The 19,010-nt window shown below is 45.9% G+C and carries 14 protein-coding genes; 8 read left to right on the top strand and 6 right to left on the bottom strand.

Annotated features, from left to right (window positions below; all coding sequences use genetic code 11):
- Nucleotides 1-69: 69 nt before the first annotated feature.
- The 7 genes from R7R78_RS05695 (at nucleotide 70) to R7R78_RS05665 (ending at nucleotide 10,082) form a co-directional block, all read left to right on the top strand.
- Entirely contained in the window at nucleotides 70-492 is a 423-nt protein-coding gene (locus R7R78_RS05695) for a hypothetical protein (RefSeq protein ID WP_225473258.1), read from the top strand.
- A gap of 135 nt (nucleotides 493-627) precedes the next feature.
- Nucleotides 628-2,016: a TolC family protein gene (locus R7R78_RS05690; protein ID WP_225473257.1), complete on the top strand. Its 1,389-nt coding sequence runs from the start codon at nucleotides 628-630 to the stop codon at nucleotides 2,014-2,016.
- 12 nt (nucleotides 2,017-2,028) lie between these two features.
- Nucleotides 2,029-3,747: an efflux RND transporter periplasmic adaptor subunit gene (locus tag R7R78_RS05685; RefSeq protein WP_225473256.1), complete on the top strand. Its 1,719-nt coding sequence runs from the start codon at nucleotides 2,029-2,031 to the stop codon at nucleotides 3,745-3,747.
- Between the two features lie 2 nt (nucleotides 3,748-3,749).
- The gene (locus R7R78_RS05680; RefSeq protein ID WP_225473255.1) at nucleotides 3,750-6,929 is read left to right on the top strand and encodes an efflux RND transporter permease subunit; all 3,180 of its coding nucleotides are present in this window, start codon (nucleotides 3,750-3,752) and stop codon (nucleotides 6,927-6,929) included.
- A gap of 76 nt (nucleotides 6,930-7,005) precedes the next feature.
- Nucleotides 7,006-7,572 carry a copper-resistant cuproprotein CopI gene (gene copI, locus R7R78_RS05675; RefSeq protein WP_225473254.1) on the top strand — a complete coding sequence of 189 codons (567 nt, stop codon included), beginning with the start codon at nucleotides 7,006-7,008 and terminating at the stop codon, nucleotides 7,570-7,572.
- A 326-nt stretch (nucleotides 7,573-7,898) separates the two neighbouring features.
- A complete protein-coding gene (locus tag R7R78_RS05670) occupies nucleotides 7,899-8,750 on the top strand; it encodes a carbenicillin-hydrolyzing class A beta-lactamase CARB-42 (RefSeq protein WP_005375420.1) in 852 nt (283 codons plus the stop codon).
- 282 nt (nucleotides 8,751-9,032) lie between these two features.
- Entirely contained in the window at nucleotides 9,033-10,082 is a 1,050-nt protein-coding gene (locus tag R7R78_RS05665; RefSeq protein ID WP_053303796.1) for a sensor domain-containing diguanylate cyclase, read from the top strand.
- A 112-nt stretch (nucleotides 10,083-10,194) separates the two neighbouring features.
- Here the strand turns inward: R7R78_RS05665 and R7R78_RS05660 are convergent, their stop codons facing one another.
- Entirely contained in the window at nucleotides 10,195-10,347 is a 153-nt protein-coding gene (locus R7R78_RS05660) for a hypothetical protein (RefSeq protein WP_005375418.1), read from the bottom strand.
- Between the two features lie 246 nt (nucleotides 10,348-10,593).
- Here R7R78_RS05660 and speG point away from each other — a divergent pair, with 246 nt between their 5' ends.
- Nucleotides 10,594-11,133, top strand: coding sequence for a spermidine N1-acetyltransferase (gene speG / locus R7R78_RS05655; RefSeq protein ID WP_005375417.1), 540 nt, complete (start codon nucleotides 10,594-10,596; stop codon nucleotides 11,131-11,133).
- Between the two features lie 47 nt (nucleotides 11,134-11,180).
- On the opposite strand, the gene R7R78_RS05650 is transcribed toward speG, so the two are convergent.
- The 5 genes from R7R78_RS05650 to R7R78_RS05630 all read right to left on the bottom strand — a co-directional run bounded on the left by R7R78_RS05650 (nucleotide 11,181) and on the right by R7R78_RS05630 (nucleotide 18,536).
- A complete protein-coding gene (locus R7R78_RS05650) occupies nucleotides 11,181-11,978 on the bottom strand; it encodes a hypothetical protein (protein ID WP_225473253.1) in 798 nt (265 codons plus the stop codon).
- 176 nt (nucleotides 11,979-12,154) lie between these two features.
- Nucleotides 12,155-13,240 carry an OmpP1/FadL family transporter gene (locus R7R78_RS05645; RefSeq protein ID WP_024701438.1) on the bottom strand — a complete coding sequence of 362 codons (1,086 nt, stop codon included), beginning with the start codon at nucleotides 13,238-13,240 and terminating at the stop codon, nucleotides 12,155-12,157.
- A 120-nt stretch (nucleotides 13,241-13,360) separates the two neighbouring features.
- Nucleotides 13,361-16,501 (bottom strand): efflux RND transporter permease subunit VmeQ, encoded by a 3,141-nt coding sequence (gene vmeQ, locus R7R78_RS05640; protein ID WP_225473252.1) that lies wholly within the window; start codon nucleotides 16,499-16,501, stop codon nucleotides 13,361-13,363.
- A 10-nt stretch (nucleotides 16,502-16,511) separates the two neighbouring features.
- Entirely contained in the window at nucleotides 16,512-17,654 is a 1,143-nt protein-coding gene (gene vmeP / locus R7R78_RS05635) for an efflux RND transporter periplasmic adaptor subunit VmeP (protein ID WP_225473251.1), read from the bottom strand.
- 90 nt (nucleotides 17,655-17,744) lie between these two features.
- Nucleotides 17,745-18,536, bottom strand: coding sequence for a hypothetical protein (locus tag R7R78_RS05630; RefSeq protein ID WP_017821525.1), 792 nt, complete (start codon nucleotides 18,534-18,536; stop codon nucleotides 17,745-17,747).
- Between the last annotated feature and the right edge of the window lie 474 nt (nucleotides 18,537-19,010).

Below are 19,010 nucleotides of genomic sequence, written 5' to 3'. Positions count from 1 at the left end.
CCTTACCCTTAGGTTAACCTTTAGAATCGAAGGGTTTTCATCATTTTCATCAAACACATGGGAAAGGGTATGCACTTAAAATCGCTGCATACAATCTGGTTAACTCTCTTCACGACGCTAGTGCTATTGGTATCTAGTGTGGCGAACAGTGAGCCGTTGATGAATATTCAAATGATGTCTACTGGCATGGCTCACCATCCTTCTATGATGAGTGACAGCGAACACTGCGGTATGCCTGGCATGATGGACGTCTCCATGACTGACGCTTCTATGTCCGAAGATGGCGATGCAAGAGAAACCAGCATGAACTGTGGTGGAGGCTCCGGCATGGTTCATACCTGCTGTACTGCCGCGTGTACGATAGTTTTCGTCCCCCTACCGAATCCTATCAATAGCCCAATGCCCGTCATCTATCGCGCAACTATTACTCCTGAAGTTGCTTCCCCAGTCGTACACGTCAGCCGCGACCTGTACCGACCTCCAATAGCCTAAATCCATCCTAGCATTCGACCCTGCGCGTGTATCGCAGGTTGTTTTAATGCGCCTGAACGATGAGGTAACAAGGCTTTACTGTTCCCGCAATAAAATCCGCACCTCCATCGATCCGGCGAACACTGGATTTAGATTATGGATATCAAACCATACCGCTTAGCTGCACCTATTTTTATGGTGGCTCTGGTCGCTGCGCCAACCTTGGTTAACGCCGCAGGTAAAGAGACGCACGCAGCGCAAAATTCCACATCAAGTGAGCGAGCTTCAACGACCAAGCTTGCCCAACTGATCAACGTCGCTTTGAGTAACGATGGCAATCGTAAGCAATACTCAGCGCAATCTGCAGCCATGCGTGAAACGGGCGTCGCGAGTGCGACCTTGATGGACCCAAAACTGAAAGTGGGTTTTGGTGGCTTGCCTGTCGACAGCTTCAAATTCGATGAAGACCCAATGACCAACATCTCCGTTGGTTTAATGCAACAATTTGAGCGTGGCTCGACGCTTGATTTACAGCAGAAGAAAGCCAATCAACAAGCTGACGGCCTTGGGCTTCAAGTCCATGCTCGTGAGCTTGAGGTAGCCAACAGCATGACTCAACTTTGGTTAGAACTTGGTTACCAGCAACGCGCGGAGCAAATCATGCTTGAGAACCGCAAGTTGATGAAGGAAATGGAAAGCTTTATTCAAACCAACTATTCGATTGGTAAGAGTGAAGCGCAAGATCTGCTCAACGCCCAGCTTCAAGTCAGTAAGTTGGATGAGAAACTGCAAGCCAATGCACAAATGCAACGTCGTCTTATATCTCAACTCTCCGAATGGTTGGGATCAGACTGGCTGGCAAACGAACAGGCTCTGCACGCGAGCAATCAACTTAATTGGGACACACTGAACAGCAAACTTGCTGCGAGTCAGAATTCTACCAAGCATTATCAGCAACTCAGCCAACACCCGATGGTTAAGATGGCCGACGTAAGTATTTCTGCCAATAAAACTCAGGTGGAAATTGCTGAGCAAGCCTACAACCCACAATTTGGCGTCGAAGTAATGTACGCCTACCGCCAAGCCGACAATATGATGGGTGAGCCAGCATCAGACTTGGTCAGCGCTTACCTCACCATGGACATTCCGTTGTTTACAGGTGACCGCCAAGATCGCAATCTCGCGGCCGCTCAATACCAAGTTGGCGCGGCACAATCACAAAAAGACACCTTACTAACGCAGATGAATGCCAAGGTGAACACTTTGCTGGTTGATCGCGGCAACTTAACCCAACGCTTAGAACGTTATCAATCCACCTTATTGCCTCAAGCGAAAGCGCGCATTCAAGCCGTTGAGCGGGGTTATCAAAACAACACAGCGCAGTTTAACGATGTGATTTCTGCCACGACTGACGAGTTGGCTCTGCAATTAGAGCAACAACGTCTGCTGACCGATCTCAACATCGCAAACAGCAATTTAGCCACCCTACTCGGTGGTTTCGACTATCAAGTCGAGCAACCAGAACTGTCTGAATTTAAAAAATAATAAGGTAAAACAATGAAAACATTACAAGTTGCAACCATCGCGCTGATTGTTGGTGGTGCTTTAGGGTTTGGTGCTAATCATTTTCTTACGGGCTCGGCTCACGACATGAGTGCGATGGGTGGCGAATCTGCTGCAAGCTCTAATGATCCGCTTTACTGGGTTGCCCCAATGGATCCGAATTACAAACGCGACAAGCCGGGTAAATCCCCAATGGGCATGGATTTGATTCCGGTTTACGCAGAAGACCTATCCGGTGAACAAGACGCACCGGGTACAGTGACTATTGACCCTTCAGTAGAAAATAACCTCGGGGTTAAAACCGCAAACGCGACACTACAGCAGTTATCACCACGCATCGAAACAGTTGGTTATATTGCCTTTGATGAAAGTCTGTTATGGCAAACCAACGTTCGTGTGGCGGGTTGGGTAGAAAAACTCTACATCAATGCCGTGGGTGAGAAAGTGAAAAAAGGCGATGTGCTGTTCACGCTCTACTCTCCAGAACTGGTTAAAGCACAAGAAGAATTGCTGAATGCGTACCGCACTGGCCGCAAAGGTCTTGTAAAAGGCGCGACCGAACGCTTGGTAACGCTTGGGGTTGACCGTGCTCAAATCAAATCTATTACTCGTAGTGGTAAAGCATCGCAAACCATTGAAATCAAAGCGCCTGCTGATGGCGTTATCGCGAGCTTAAACGTGCGTGAAGGTGGCTATTTGTCCCCTGCTCAAGCGGTGATCAGTGCAGGTCCTTTGGACAATGTTTGGGTTGATGCAGAAGTCTTTGAGCGTCAAGCACACTGGATGAAAGCGGGTTCTCAAGCCACGATGACCCTTGACGCGATTCCGGGCAATGAATGGCAAGGTGTCGTAGATTACGTGTACCCAATCCTCGATCCGAAAACACGTACGTTGCGTGTGCGCCTTAAATTCCCTAACCCAGATGGCGCATTGAAGCCAAACATGTTCGCCAATATTGCCTTGCAGCCTGTTACTGACGACGCAGTATTAACGATTCCTAAATCATCTGTTATCCGCTCTGGCGGTATGACTCGCGTTGTTCTGGCGGAAGGTGATGGCAAATACCGTTCTGCTCGAATTGAAGTTGGCCGTGAAGCTGGCGAACAAATCGAAGTATTACAAGGACTTAAACAGGACGACAAGATCGTTACTTCATCTCACTTCATGCTCGATTCTGAATCAAGCCAGTCGGCGGATCTGTCTCGCATCAATGGTGTAGAAGCGGCAGCAGAAACGGCATGGGCCAAAGGTGAGATCACGGATGTGATGAAAGATCACCGCATGCTGACCATCAACCACCAACCTGTACCAGAATGGGATTGGCCGGGCATGGTAATGAACTTCACTTTCGCAGATGGCGTTGAAATGGGTAACTTGAAAAAAGGTCAGGCTATCGAATTTGAAATGCAAAAGACGGAGTCCGGTCAGTACCAAATCATCGACTATAGGGCAGACAACAGCGTCATTGCAGCAGAAGTTTGGCTAACTGGTGACATTAGCATGCTGATGGCTGATTTTGGCATGATCACCTTAAAACACCTACCAGTTGCAGAATGGAACTGGGATGCGGGCGAGATGAACTTCTCTGTGGGTGAAGACGTTGATCTATCGGGCTTTGAAGAAGGACAAAAAGTTCGGTTTCTAGTTGAAAAACAAGGATCTGACTACGCTCTTAAACAGCTAGTTCCTGCAACAACAGCCGTCGAGGGTTAATTATGATCAATGCTATTATTCGTTGGTCACTGAGCAACCGATTCCTAGTGTTGGTCGCGACCTTAGCCCTTATATTAGGCGGACTTTACAGTGTAAAGAATACGCCTGTTGATGCGATTCCGGATCTTTCTGATGTGCAAGTGATCATCAAGACAAGCTATCCGGGTCAGGCTCCTCAAGTCGTCGAGGATCAAGTTACTTACCCACTCACCACCGCCATGCTTGCCGTGCCGGGTGCTGAGACAGTTCGTGGCTACTCTTTCTTTGGTGACTCTTACGTTTATATCATTTTCAACGATGATACCGACATGTACTGGGCACGTTCACGCGTGTTGGAGTACTTAAGCCAAGTAGCACCAAAGCTGCCACCGAACGCAAAACCAACGCTAGGTCCTGATGCAACGGGTGTGGGCTGGGTTTACAGCTACGTATTACAAGACAAAACCGGCAAGCATGATTTGGCCGATCTTCGCAGCCTGCAAGACTGGTTCTTGAAGTACGAATTGCAAACCGTTGATGGCGTTTCTGAAGTTGCGACCGTGGGCGGTATGGTGAAGCAGTATCAAGTGCAGATTGACCCTGCCAAGCTTCGTGCTTACAACCTCACTCTGCAACAAGTGAACATGGCAATCCAAAACGGCAACCAAGAAACCGGCGCGTCCGTTATCGAAGTGGCTGAAGCCGAGCACATGGTTCGTACCACGGGTTACCTAACCAGCATTGAAGACATAAAATCACTGCCGCTAAAAGTCACCGAGAAAGGCACGCCGTTGCTATTAGGTGATATCGCAGACATTAACCTTGGCCCACAAATGCGCCGTGGTATCTCAGAGCTGAATGGCGAAGGTGAAGCGGTCGGCGGCGTTATCGTGATGCGCTTTGGTGAAAACGCCAGTGAAGTGATTGCAAAAGTCAAAGACAAACTCGCAGACCTACAACGCAGCCTGCCAGAAGGCGTGGAAATTGTTGCAACCTACGACCGCTCTACCCTTATCGATTCAGCGGTAGAAAATCTATGGAAGAAGCTTGCAGAAGAGTTCATCGTCGTTGCGATTGTGTGTGCGTTGTTCCTATTCCACATTCGTTCTTCGTTGGTTATCGCTCTGAGCCTACCGGTTGGTATTCTTAGTGCGTTTATCGTAATGCATTGGCAAGGCATCAATGCCAACATCATGTCTTTGGGTGGTATTGCGATTGCCATCGGTGCCATGGTGGATGGTGCAATCGTGATGATTGAAAACGTTCACAAGCACATTGAACGAACGCCACTGACCGATAAAAACCGCTGGCAAGTAATCGGCAAAGCCGCAGAAGAGGTCGGCGCACCGCTGTTCTTCTCGTTGTTGATCATTACTCTTAGCTTCGTACCAGTGTTCGCCTTAGAAGGCCAAGAAGGCAAGATGTTCTCGCCGCTTGCATTCACTAAGACTTACGCCATGGCAGCGGCTGCAGGTTTGGCGATCACACTCGTCCCTGTTCTTATGGGCTACTTCATTCGCGGTAAGGTGTTACCGGAACACAAAAACCCGGTTAACCGTGGCTTGGTCGCGTTGTACCGTCCGCTGTTGAACACCAGCTTAAAATACCCTAAGACCATGATTGTTATCGCATTAGGTCTAATGGCATCGGCTTACTACCCAACCAGTAAACTGGGTAGCGAGTTCATCCCGCCGCTGGATGAAGGCGACTTGATGTACATGCCAACGACCTATCCGGGTATCTCGATTGGTAAGGCGCGTGAGCTTCTACAACAAACCAACAAGCTGATCAAAACCGTTCCAGAAGTGAAAACCGTATGGGGCAAAATAGGCCGAGCTGAGACCGCAACCGATCCAGCGCCACTCACCATGATCGAAACCGTGATTCAGTTGAAGCCACGCGATCAATGGCGTGAAGGCGTAACAACCGAGTCACTGCGCAAAGAGTTCGATAAGCTGGTTCAGTTCCCTGGTCTTACTAACGCTTGGGTAATGCCGATCAAAACGCGTATCGACATGTTGGCAACGGGCATCAAAACCCCTATCGGCATTAAGATCGCCGGACCTGATCTGAAAGTGATTGAGAAGATCGGTTCTCAGTTGGAGCCAATTCTTAACGGCGTACAAGGCACAGCATCGGTTTATGCAGAACGTGTAGCAGGTGGTCGTTATGTCACGATCGACATTAAACGTCGTGCCGCAGCGCGTTATGGCTTGAGCATCAAAGACGTTCAGCAGGTGATCTCCACTGCGGTGGGCGGCATGAATGTGGGTGAAACCATCGAAGGCTTGGAGCGTTACCCAATCAACGTTCGTTACCCACAAGACTACCGTGATTCAGTGGTTAAACTGCAAAACCTACCGTTAGTGACACCAAATGGCGCCCGTATTGCGCTGGCTGATGTAGCGGACATTCGTTACGAAGACGGCCCTCCGATGATCAAAACGGAAAACGCGCGTCCAAACGGCTGGGTATTTGTCGACATCGATGGTCGTGACCTTGGCTCTTACGTCGTAGAAGCGCAACAGGTTGTTGCTGATCAATTGGAACTTCCTGCGGGTTACTCGCTGGCTTGGTCTGGTCAATACGAATACATGGAGCGTGCGAAAGACCGCTTGAGTGTCGTGGTACCAATCACCATCGCCATCATTATGCTGCTGCTTTACTTCAGCTTCCGTCGTGTCGGTGAAGTGATGATCATCATGCTTACCCTACCACTCGCTATGGTTGGTGGTTTGTGGCTCATGCATATCCTCAACTACAACTTCTCGATTGCCGTTGGGGTCGGCTTTATTGCCCTAGCAGGCGTCGCGGTTGAAATTGGGGTCATCATGCTCGTCTACCTCAACCAAGCATGGCACTACAAAAAGCTGGATGCGGAAGAGAGCCAACAGAAGCTTGAGGCGAAAGACCTAACCGATGCCATTCGTGAAGGTGCAGGCCTGCGTGTCCGCCCAGTAATGATGACGGTACTGACGGTCATTATTGGTCTGATTCCGATCATGTACGGCGAAGGTACAGGATCAGAAGTCATGCAACGTATCGCCGCGCCAATGATTGGCGGTATGGCATCGGCACTGCTGCTGACACTGTTGGTACTTCCAGCCATCTTCAAGCTATGGAAACAACGTGAGTTGCGTCATAGCAATGCGACTAATCACCAAGCTAGCACTCAAGCTAGTGATGTAAACAACAACGCTTAATCCCTACTTTCCCCTCAATCAATTCGTTTGAGGGGAAGCAACCAAGTTATTAATGAATTAAAACAAGGATATAAAAATGAAAAAGACACTAATCACTCTTGCTCTAGCCCTAACAACAACGACTGCGTTTGCCCAAATGGATCATTCAAACATGGACCACGCGAACATGGATCATAGCAACATGAAGCATGAAAATATGGACCACGACAGCATGAAGATGGACCACAGTAAAATGGACCATTCAAACATGATGGATATGCCGGGCATGTCGGCAGTTGGTATGCCAGCAAAAGGGGCAAAGCCAGACAAGGTGGTACACGTTATCTTGGGTGATGACATGACCATCAAGTTCAAAAAAGACGTTAAAATTGAGCCAAACGATGTGGTGCAATTTGTGGTCATGAACACCGGTAAGATCAACCACGAGTTTACGATTGGTTCGGCTAAAGAGCAGCTAGAACATCGCGAAATGATGAAGACAATGAGTGGCGATCACATGCATGACTCAGGCAACGCAGTTACGGTAGAACCAGGTAAAGCGAAGCAATTACTGTGGCACTTCCACGGTGACAACAAGGTTGAGTTCGCGTGCAACATTCCGGGCCATGCAGAATCGGGCATGGTTAAAAAGATTGAACTGTAAGTAATTATCCAACTAGACAAAGGAGCTGATGATTCAGCTCCTTTTATTTCTCTGGATCAAACTATTCGTTAGCTCATGATAAGAAATTCTGAGCCAGTGTCTCACGCTAAGATATTTTTATGACCGAATCACCGACGTAATATATAAGCCAAACTACGGGCCTTGATAGCAACACTCTTCTCCTCATATTGAGACCGTATTAGCGTATTGCAAAGAATCCTACATAAAATAGACATAGATTTAACAGTGTTTAGAGTATTGGCTCGTTATAGTTTACGTGACATCGCTACGGTGCGAACTAAAACTAAAATTGAAGAACACGATCCATGAAAAAGTTATTTTTGTTGGCTGGGCTAATGGTTTGCTCAACCCTAAGTTACGCGTCCCAACTGAATGAGGACATTTCTCTCCTCGAGCAACAAACCTCAAGCAGAATTGGGGTGTCAGTTTGGGATACCCAAGCAGACGAGCGTTGGGACTACCGTGGCGATGAACGCTTCCCACTCATGAGCACATTCAAAACCCTAGCTTGTGCCAAAATGCTAAGTGATATGGACAGCGGTAAGCTAAGTAAGAATGCGACCGCAAAAGTCGATGAGCGCAGTATCGTTGTATGGTCTCCAGTGATGGATAAGCTCGCAGGCCAAAACACACGCATAGAGCACGCGTGTGAAGCCGCTATGTTAATGAGTGATAATACTGCAGCCAACTTGGTATTAAATGAAATTGGCGGCCCTAAAGCCGTAACAATGTTTCTGCGAACAATTGGAGATAAAGCAACGCGCCTAGACAGAATAGAACCTCGCTTGAACGAAGCCACACCAGGCGACAGCCGCGACACAACCACACCTAACGCCATACTAAACACTCTTCGAACTTTGGTCGAAGGCGAAACGTTGTCTTATGAGTCTCGTGTACAATTAAAAATCTGGATGCAGGACAACAAAGTTTCAGACTCGTTAATGCGTTCTGTATTACCAACAGGTTGGTCTATTGCAGACCGTTCTGGTGCGGGTGGTCATGGTTCGCGTGGCATTAACGCGATTATATGGAAGGAAAATCATCGACCTGTTTACATTAGTATTTATGTCACAGAAACCGAGCTCTCACTTCAAGCTAGGGACCAGCTCGTTGCGCAGATAAGTCAGTTGATTTTACAAAAGTACAAAGACAATTAAGTCTCTACTCACCTGACCCCATTTGTATCCTTTTCTAGCCCTTCTCTTCCAGAAGGGCTCATTCTGTACTTCCATCTTAAAAACACCACTTATTGAGTAATGACTTACTTATAAATAGGTATAAGATTTACTTATTTAGGGTGAGTTAACGCCCACATTAAGCGACCAAATGCACACAAACGGCGATAATTAAACCATACTCTTACCAAGAAGCACATTTTCTACAAAATAGCTTCACGTAATTTATTGTTGGTATTTGCAACATTGCCAAGGAGATGTCTATTGAGACTTGAAAGAACTTTTAACCCTGATGACTTATCGATGCAAAACATGGAAAGTCCGATATGTATGCCGATAGGGTTTGTTCACTTTTTAGCTCAATCGGAAACACTACAGCAAGTACTTGATACGGTGGCAGAATGGATAAATCGTATATTTAATTCTGACCGTGCGAGTATCACACTTTATGAAAACAATGATCATTTAAAGGTCTACTCTTTCTCTGGTAGTAAAGCGATTCCCGCTGAATTTTTAGTGCCCATTCATCAAGCGTTTGTTGGCCGAGTGTTCAAAAAGCAACAACTGATGATCTGCGACGATGTTACGCAATCTGATGAGATTGATTGTGTGATGCTCGCATCCAATGGTATGGGTACGTGTATGGACGCGCCTTTAATGCACGGTAAAGTCTGCCTAGGAACGCTTAATGTTGCGCATCATCAAACGCACATTTACACAAACGAACAAGCGGCACAGCTTCAGTGCATCGCTAATTGGATTGCTTTAAACATTGCTCTTCATATACAGATTATGAAAATGGAGCACCTCGCCACGACGGATGATCTAACAGGTATTCCAAACCGCAGAGAGTTCATGCGACAAATCGAAAGCCGCCTAAATGAATACCGAACCCAGGGCATTGACTTCCATGTTGCTATTTTAGATCTCGACAATTTTAAAAGCCTCAATGACCGATTTGGTCATGACGCAGGCGATAAATCACTGATCCATGCAGTCAATACTATTAAAAGTCATCTACTTGATTGTGACTTACTTGCCAGAGTTGGCGGTGAAGAGTTTGCCATCGTATTAAGAAGTCGCTCATCACAGCAAGCTCTAGACACATTAGAAACAATTCGTAATGCACTAGAAACGACGACCGTTCAACATTCAGGTTGTGATATGAGCTTCACCGCGAGTATTGGGGTAACTCAAGTCTGTCGTCTCGACGACTCATTTGAACCATTAGTTAAACGCGCCGACTTAGCACTTTACAAGGCAAAAGAAACTGGAAGAAATCGCGTTGAGTTTCATATTGGTGAAGAAAGGTAGAAAAAATAAAAAAAGGTAGCGACTCATTGCGCTACCTTTTATCGATTCTAACCCGCTTAAAATAACTAATACGAACTTTAAGCCAGTTAAAAATAAGAATGAGCAAATTTAATTATGCTTTCTTAAGATCTTTAGCTGGGTAAGTTAGTGTTTTTTCGCCTGCTTTTACATGTGTGTAAAAACCGCCACTGCTTAAACCTGTAACAACCATTTCGCCAAGATCGATACCTTTAGTCGCTACTACTACGTCACCGATTGAAAACATATTGAATACCTTGTTTGTTTAGATTAAGACACTAAGTCGTTGCGCGGTATTTAATACGATATTAGGCAAAGCACCTAATCGAGTTTTTTATCGTAAAGATTAATTTATATTTGTCGTGAACTCTAAGTTTCCACATTGAAAATCACAGGATATTTTCCAAAAAAAGATGCGCGATTCTTGTGAAATACGGTAATATTTTCTAGCATCAAGTGCGGAGGTATTCTCCGCCCTCATTGGAGAAAAATGATGAAGAAAGGCCTAAAAATGCGTGCATTAGAGCGTTCTGATTTGCGCTTTATTCATGAACTGAATAACAACCGAAATATCATGGCCTACTGGTTCGAAGAACCTTACGAGTCTTATGACGAGCTCGAAGAACTTTATCGAAAACATATACATGATGACGCTGAAAGGCGTTTTGTCGTCGAAGATGAAGACGGCATCGTAATTGGCTTAGTTGAGCTGATCGAGATTAACTACATTCACCGCAGCGCGGAATTTCAGATAATCATCGCCCCAGAGCATCAAGGCCGAGGTTATGCGACAGAGATGATTAATCGTGCGTTAGATTACTCATTCTCAATTCTTAATCTACGTAAAATCTACTTATTAGTCGCAGTGGATAACGAAGTCGCTATTCACTTATACAAAAAATGCGGCTTTATTGAAGAAGGTCACCTTGTAGAAGAATACTTTATTAACGGCGCTTACAGCGATGTTAAGCGCATGTATATATTAAAACACCAGTACCAGAAAAAGATCGAAGAAAACAACTCAATTCACTAGTTCATTCTATCAAAGTAAAAACGCAGCTATTTGGGCTGCGTTTTTATTTATTCAAATTGATATTGATATGATAATACGATGCGCTTGTCTGCTTCATCCAAATAGGTGTTGTTGTCCATGACAAACGTCATTACGTTAAAAGAGTGGCGTTTGCTCACGAGGTAACCAAGGCCGATACCACCAAAGAAGCCTTTGTAGTTCTCTCCTTCACTGTTTTCTGAGCCGTAAGTGCCTGCTGCGAAGCTGATTAACGTCAGCTCTTTGGTAAACGATTTCAGCGCAAATGCACCAACGTAACCGCTACTGCCTGAAGAGCTCATCATATTGAAGCCATTCTCTGCACTTGGCGTACCCGTAAAGTTAGGCTCGCTACAGAGACTACTTTCTGCACCGTCACAAACAGGAACATCACCAGTGTTGTACGTATAGCCTGCCATTGGGAAAATTTGGAAGCCTGCTGGCTCAATCCCGAAATAACTTAGCGGCATAAAGGTACCAACGCTGTAGTTGGTTTGATCCGCGCCGTTTACGTATTCATTTTTACCGAAGTTGAAGTTCACGATACCGACCGGAAACAGCCACGAGCCACCAATACGCCACTCGCTCGCATCATCATTGATACGCAGGTTAATTTTGCGCGCTTGGTCAAGCGCAAGTGAGCCCGAGAATGAGATGTTTTGATCATCAAAATCGTAGTTGTTTGCGTAAGACGCGCCAAATTTCGTGATGACTTTTGTTGGGTCATCCGCCAACTTGTTTTTATTGCCTTTTACTCGATGCTCGGCACCATCAGCCAACGTACTGACCAACAAAGTCGTACACACTAACGCTAGTTTGTTTTTCATTTTTTAGTCCTTTGAGATGTTGAATACCCGCACTTAGCTGCGCAGATATTTTTTGAATCATCACTCACTGGATGTGACAGAAGCGCCCTAACTACCTTAGATGGCGTGACAGCATCCAGTGCAGGTAGTTAGGGTAGAATGGCCTGTAAGGAAGGCGTTTTAGCGATTAGGAATGATTAGTTTTTCCAGTTGTAGCTCATGCTCATGAAGTATAGCGCAGGCTCATCAAAACCAGCTTGTAAGCGTGGCGTTTCTGACGATTCCATCAAGATCGCTTCAAACGCGAAACCAATTGAGTTTTCTGAATCCAATTTGTAATCAATGCCTGTACCAATGCGGTACGCCTTGCCAGTAGGAACGGTAATGTCACCGTTTGATTGACTTTCATACATGCTGGTATCGAATGCAAAACCTGCATTCCACATCATTTTTTCATTCAGTTTGTACTGAGTACCCAATGCGATTTGGTAAGTGTCTTGTGTCTCTACGTTCAGCGTGGTTGTATATTCGCTCCAGTCTTGCCAGTTCACGTTCCACATCACCGCTAGGTCATCATTCACTTCGTGGTAAGCACTGAAGATCAGTTGTTGTGGAGCAATGGAGTTACTATTGTCGAATTCAAATTCGGTTTCAGAAGAGTAAGACAGGCCAAGACGCGTGCCTGGTGTTGCCTCATAAAGCACACCTACTCGGCCGTTGACCTGAGTATCTTGGTCTTCGTCATTGAAGTTCAAGACTCCCTTCGTTTCCACTTCATACATACCGTACTGAATACCAAGCGCCGCACCCACAGACCAGTGATCATTGATGCGGTAAGAAGCGGAAGGTTGAATGGTTAAGGCTTGCGTCGTTGCTGTAGGAATATCTAAATGATTATCCAAAAGACCTTCGTACTCGAGGCCAAGGCCGTAGTTGCCATACAGACCAATACCCAGCGTCCATTTGTCGTTTACTTGTTGGCTGTAAAATGCCGACGCCATAGGAACAAAACCAATCACGTTGCCCGCATCGCCAGTCATCGTGTCTAGTTGCGCGTCACCGTAAAGGCCAATCAGGTTACCAGAGAAAGATTTACCAGAAACATTCGCCAGACCAGCCGGGTTTGCTGCCATTACTGAGGCATCTTGCGCACGAGCCGCCATACCAGCGGATGCCAAACCAATGTCCGATGCAGTTGTTTCGTAAAGGTATAACCCACCCGCTTGCGCAGCAGCACACGTCAGTAGAGAGCTCGCTACGACGATTTTTGAAAGATTTTTCATGCTAAAACCTATTATTGTTTGGGGAACCCACGCTGCGACGGTGGTTGTATATCAATGAAAGGCATTGGCCAATCGCACACAGCGTGGGGGTGTTGTGGAGTCAGTCAGTTGAAATCAGCGTTATTGCTCGCTCACCTCAAGTTCAGTGGGTTTCTTTCGCTTAAACTTCTCGCGCAGAGATTGCATCATCACGAAGAACACTGGCGTCAGTAACGTGCCTACAAACGTAGAGAGAATCATGCCGCCGAATACTGCAAAGCCCAGTGAGTGACGAGATGCCGCACCGGCACCCGATGCAATCACCAACGGGAATACCCCCCAAATGAAGGCGAATGCGGTCATCTGTACTGCACGGAAACGAATTCGAGCAGCTTCTTTGGCAGCATCAATGATGGATAAGCCCTTTTCTTCTCGCAGAACTTTGGCAAATTCCACGATAAGAATCGCCACTTTGGCGGACATACCGATCAAGATGACCACACCAATCTGCACGTACAAATCGAACGGTTGTCCCACCAGCAGTAGCGTGCCCATTGCGCCGAGAATCGCGACTGGAACCGCCATCATTACCGCAGCAGGAATAGTCCAGCTTTCGTACTGAGCCACCAAGAACAAGTAGGTGAACAGCAAAGACAATGCGAACGCGATTGGCGCCATGTTGCCTGCTTTCATCTCTTGGTAAGTCATGCCTGACCACTCGTACGAGTAACCACTTGGCAAAGATTCCGCAGCCAGTTTTTCAATGGCTTTTACAACATCACCCGAGCTGTAACCTGGCGCTGGCGCACCGTTCACGGTTGCAGAACTGAACATGTTGTAGTTCGATAAGGTATCAGGGCCGAAGATCGGCTTCACTTTCACTAGCGTTGCCAGTGACACCATTTTTCCAGAGCTTGAGCGAACAAACAGATGGTTGATGTCGTCGATATTGTCACGGTATTGCTCTTCTGCTTGCACTTTCACTTGGTACGAACGACCAAACAAGTTGAAGTCAGAAATGTAGGCGCCGCCCAACTGTGCTTGCAGTGTGCTGAAGATTTCATTCAACGGTACGCCCATCGAAATCGCTTTATCGCGATCAATATCGATGTAACGTTGCGGAATATTCGCACGGAAAATCGAGAACGCACGTGCCACTTCAGGCAGTTGGTTGATTTGGGCAACAAAATCAGCGGTTGTTTTTGCCAACTCTTGTGGAGAACGGCCCAAGTTGTCTTGCAGCACAAGGTTGAAACCATCTACCGCACCCATACCTTTGATTGCCGGCGTCGCGAAAACGAACGAAGCGGCATCTGGCATTGAGTTCAGCATTTGGTTAACTTTATTCATCAATGCGCGTTGGTGTAGCTCAGGGTCTTTACGTTTGCTCCAGTTATCCAGTTTGATGATCAACATGCCCGAGTTTGGAATCGACGCCATGTTAATTACCGAGAAGCCCGCAACCGAAACCACGTTCTCCACACCTTCCATCTGTTTTAGTTCATCAACGTACTTCTTCATTAATGGTGCAGTACGCTGCAATGCTGCTGCGTCTGGCAAACGCATTTCGACCATGAACACGCCTTTATCTTCGTTCGGTACGAAAGAGGAAGGTACGGTCATGAACGCAAACGCCAGCACCGCAATAAGCGCGCCATACACACCGATACTCAGCACAATACGACGGCTCAAGAGGCCAACTAAACCTTGGTATTTGCGCGTTATTGCTTCAAAACCTCGGTTAAACGCACGCAAAGGCGCAATAGGTTGCGAGTGAGTAGATTTCAACATCAACGCACAAAGCGCTGGCGTTAACGTTAATGCGTTGATCGCAGAGATCAGCACCGACACACAGATGGTGACTGCGAACTGGTTGAACATTCGACCGGAAATACCCGGCAATAGCGCAACCGGTACGAATACCGCCAACAAAATAAGCGTTGTTGCCAATACTGGCCCCGTCACTTCTTTCATAGCTTGGATCGTGGCCGGAATCGGGTCTAAATGCTCTTCATGGATAACCCGCTCCACGTTCTCTACCACGATGATCGCATCGTCCACCACGATACCGATGGCGAGGATCAAGCCAAACAACGAGATCGTGTTAATGGTCATGCCCATCACGCCCATGATTGCGAACGTCGCAATGATGGAAACCGGAATCGCTAAGGTTGGAATGATGGTCGCTCGCCAGTTCTGCAAGAAAACGTACACAACGAAGGTGACAAGAAGTACCGCAATCACCAGCGTCTCGTAAACTTCATCAATCGACGTCTCTACGTATTCAGTAGAGTCATAAGCGATGTCATAGACCAAATCATCAGGAAACGATTTTTCGTACTCCGTCATGGCCTCTTTCACGCGTTCCATCACGTCTAGCGCGTTCGCGGTCGGTAACTGGTACAAGGCCAGAACGGCGGCTGGTTCGTTATTCATACGACCATCAGCTTCGTAACCTTGTGCGCCAACTTCCACACGAGCCACATCTTTCAAGCGAATCAAAGAACCTTTCTTGCTCGCACGAATGATGATGTTCTCGAACTCTTCCGCAGAAGTGAGTCGACCTTTGGTTTGCAAAACATATTGATATTGCTGATCACCTGGAGCTGGCATACCACCGATCTTACCCGCCGCCACTTGGATGTTTTGCGTTTTAATTGCGCCAATAACATCGCTAGCAGAAAGCTTCAAGGTAGCCAGTTTATTTGGGTTCAACCAAATTCGCATTGAGTAGTCTTTCTTACCCAGAAGCGTAATGTCACTCATACCTTCGATACGTTTTAGACGCTCGACAATATTGAGATCCGCGTAGTTAGAAAGGTAGATACTGTCGTGAGACTGTTTCGGAGAACGCAGTGTGATAACGCCCAGCATGTCGGAAGATTTCTTCTTAACCGTCACACCGATTTGGTTTACTTCTTGTGGTAGAGACGACGTCGCCTGTGCCACCAAGTTGTTCACACGAACCTGCGCCATATCGCCATCTGCGCCCACTCGGAAGTAAATACGCAATGTGTATGAGCCATCGTTACCAATCACAGAAGACATGTAAATCATGTCTTCAACGCCGTTGACTTTGGCTTCTATCGGTTGTGCTACGGTCTTTTTAACCACGTCCGCATTTGCACCCGGATACATGGTGCTCACCGTAATTACCGTTGGAGAGATTTGAGGATACTCAGAAATTGGCAAGACTTTCAGGGCGATCATACCCATCAATGTCATCGCCAGTGAGATCACCAAAGCAAATTTCGGCCGGTGAATGAAAAATTTACTTAACATCAGTACTCACTCAGCCTTGTTCACTCTGTAGCTCAACGTCTTTCACCGTTGCACCCGGACGCACTTTTTGTAGAACATTGACGATGACTTTTTCGTTAGCCGCCAAACCAGTCAGCACAGCACGTTTCACACCGTAGGTCTGACCGAGTTCAACGTTACGACGAGACACCACGTGATCATCACCAACCACCATGACGTAGTCACCCGCTTGGTCTTGCTGAACAGCCGCCGATGGGATAAGCAAACCATCAATGGTTTTGTTGCGCAGCTTGATGGTCAAGTTGCCATATTCACCCGGCATAAGCGCGTAAGTTGGGTTATCAAATTGTGCTTCTGCTCGAATTGAGCCTGTTTCTAAATCGATCTTGTTGCCAACGGCGTAGATCTTGCCATCAAGCGGATACAATGAACCGTCTGAAAGCGTCAGTGTTAAATCAACATCCAGTTTGTCATCGTTACGATGAGCCACATCAATGGCACTTCTTACGCGGCGGTAGAGCTTCTCATCCACATCAAAGCCAAAGCGAATTGGGTCGATTTGAGTGATCGAAACAAGAGGAACGAGTTGAATTTTCGAAATACGGTCACCCACTCGGAAGTTGCTGAAACCCACGCGGCCAGAGAAAGGAGCACGCACAGAGCTAAATTCAAGATCGAGCCTTGCTGAAACCAGCGTCGCTTTCGCCTCTTCTACCGAAGCAATCGCTGCGGCGTGCGCAGCAATGGCGTCATCGTATTGCTGCTCACTGATGCTTTTATCTTTGATGAGTTTCTTCACACGTTCTGCATCACGCGTAGTTTGAACGAGTTGTGCTTTTGCTTTTTGCAACGACGCTTTTGCATACGCCAGTGCCGCTTTGTAAGGACGGTCGTCGATTTCAAACAGCAATTGGCCTTTTTCGACCATATCGCCATCTTTAAAATGAATCGCGGTTAATTCGCCACCGACTCGAGGCATAATATCAACGTCATTTACCGCTTCAGTTCGACCGATAAAAGTATGATAAGGAGTGATTTTTGTTTCGGTTAGAGTAACGGTTTCAACAGAGGGTGCTTGGGCAGTTTTCGTTGCGATATCGCCAGTTTTGCATCCTGATAGTAATGCAGAAGATATAGCAATAGATACCAACGCAAATTTATATTTGGCTTTCATGATAAACCTACTTTATGTAGAAAGTGCCCTATCCTAAATATTTAAATATATGGATAAACACACTTTCTATTCTGGAAATAAACGAGGGAGTTAGAATTGGTAGTTAAATTCGATACGGTGATCACCATCACCGAAATTAACGTGCTCATTCCAGTTTGCAAAGTAGCGAATATTTGCGCGAGGATTAATTTGATAAGACAACGCAAACTCATGAGTCAAGATATTATCTTCACCCGCGTAATAAGTATCTTTATATTGACTAGACCCTGACAACGTATGCATATACATTGGGTTGTAGTTAATCCAGATTTTATCGGTTAATTCAATTTTTGAGTACATACCTACAACAGTGAAAGTACCTGGAATTTCATAACCTTTGTCATCACCACTAAAATCATTAGCAATAGTGACACCCGCACCAGCTAAAGGAAATAGCTGCAACATACCAAACTTAGGTAGGCCTTGAATAAAGCTGTAAGATGCATCTAATTTATCGTTATCAACATCGTAGTTTACATCTAATTGACGGCCTAGACCTTTTGCGACTTCTACTTGGAAATTACGTAGTCGGAAAGAGTCAATGCTGTCATCAACGTTGGCATATATTGGATCGTCATTGTCGCGAATGCCAAATAGCTCACCACCAATGCCTTTCATTTCAATGATGTTCATCGCCATGGTACCAGGCTGGCTAGATTGGTAAGTTTGACCGATTTTGATGTTCGCGCCTTTATCAGTAATACCAAAGCCAGCTTGGGTGTATACCGCAAGTGGGTCAGACATATCTTGTAGTTCTTCGCTATTGTTTGTTTGCGCATAGGCAGAAGACGCGAGTTGTAGGGCTGCAACCACAATGGCAACAGACGGTTTCACTAAATTCATAAAACTGTATCCATTTTAATGATTATAAAATTATTCACGTCATGAGGTCATCATAAATAGCAAGCAACACAACTCTCTTTGGATAACATAAATTATCAAAGCAAATTCAATAATGACGAAAAATTCGACGTTTTAATTAAAATAAAATAAAGCATCGTAAAAGTTCAATCACCGATACTTATATCTTATATAACTTGAAATTTGGTAATACCAATGAAGAAGGAAATATTAAAACTTATGAAAATTCAATTATCATTAGAACAAATGATTAATTAATTTTACCATATAAATAGAGAGTGCAATGGATTTAGGTGATCGCGATCAATGTTTCATTTCGATCGTACAACACTCTTCAGATTAATTAGAACATTATAATAATTTAAAAACCTTAGTTTGATTAGCCTAGCATCAGATTAGAATAGTAGACCTATAATAAATAAAAAGGGAATCACTCTCTGTGATTCCCTTTTTATT

It is taken from the genome of Vibrio sp. 2134-1 (assembly GCF_033339495.1).
The sequence above is the reverse complement of the archived record's forward strand: the minus strand, read 5'-3'. Positions and strand labels throughout refer to the sequence as shown.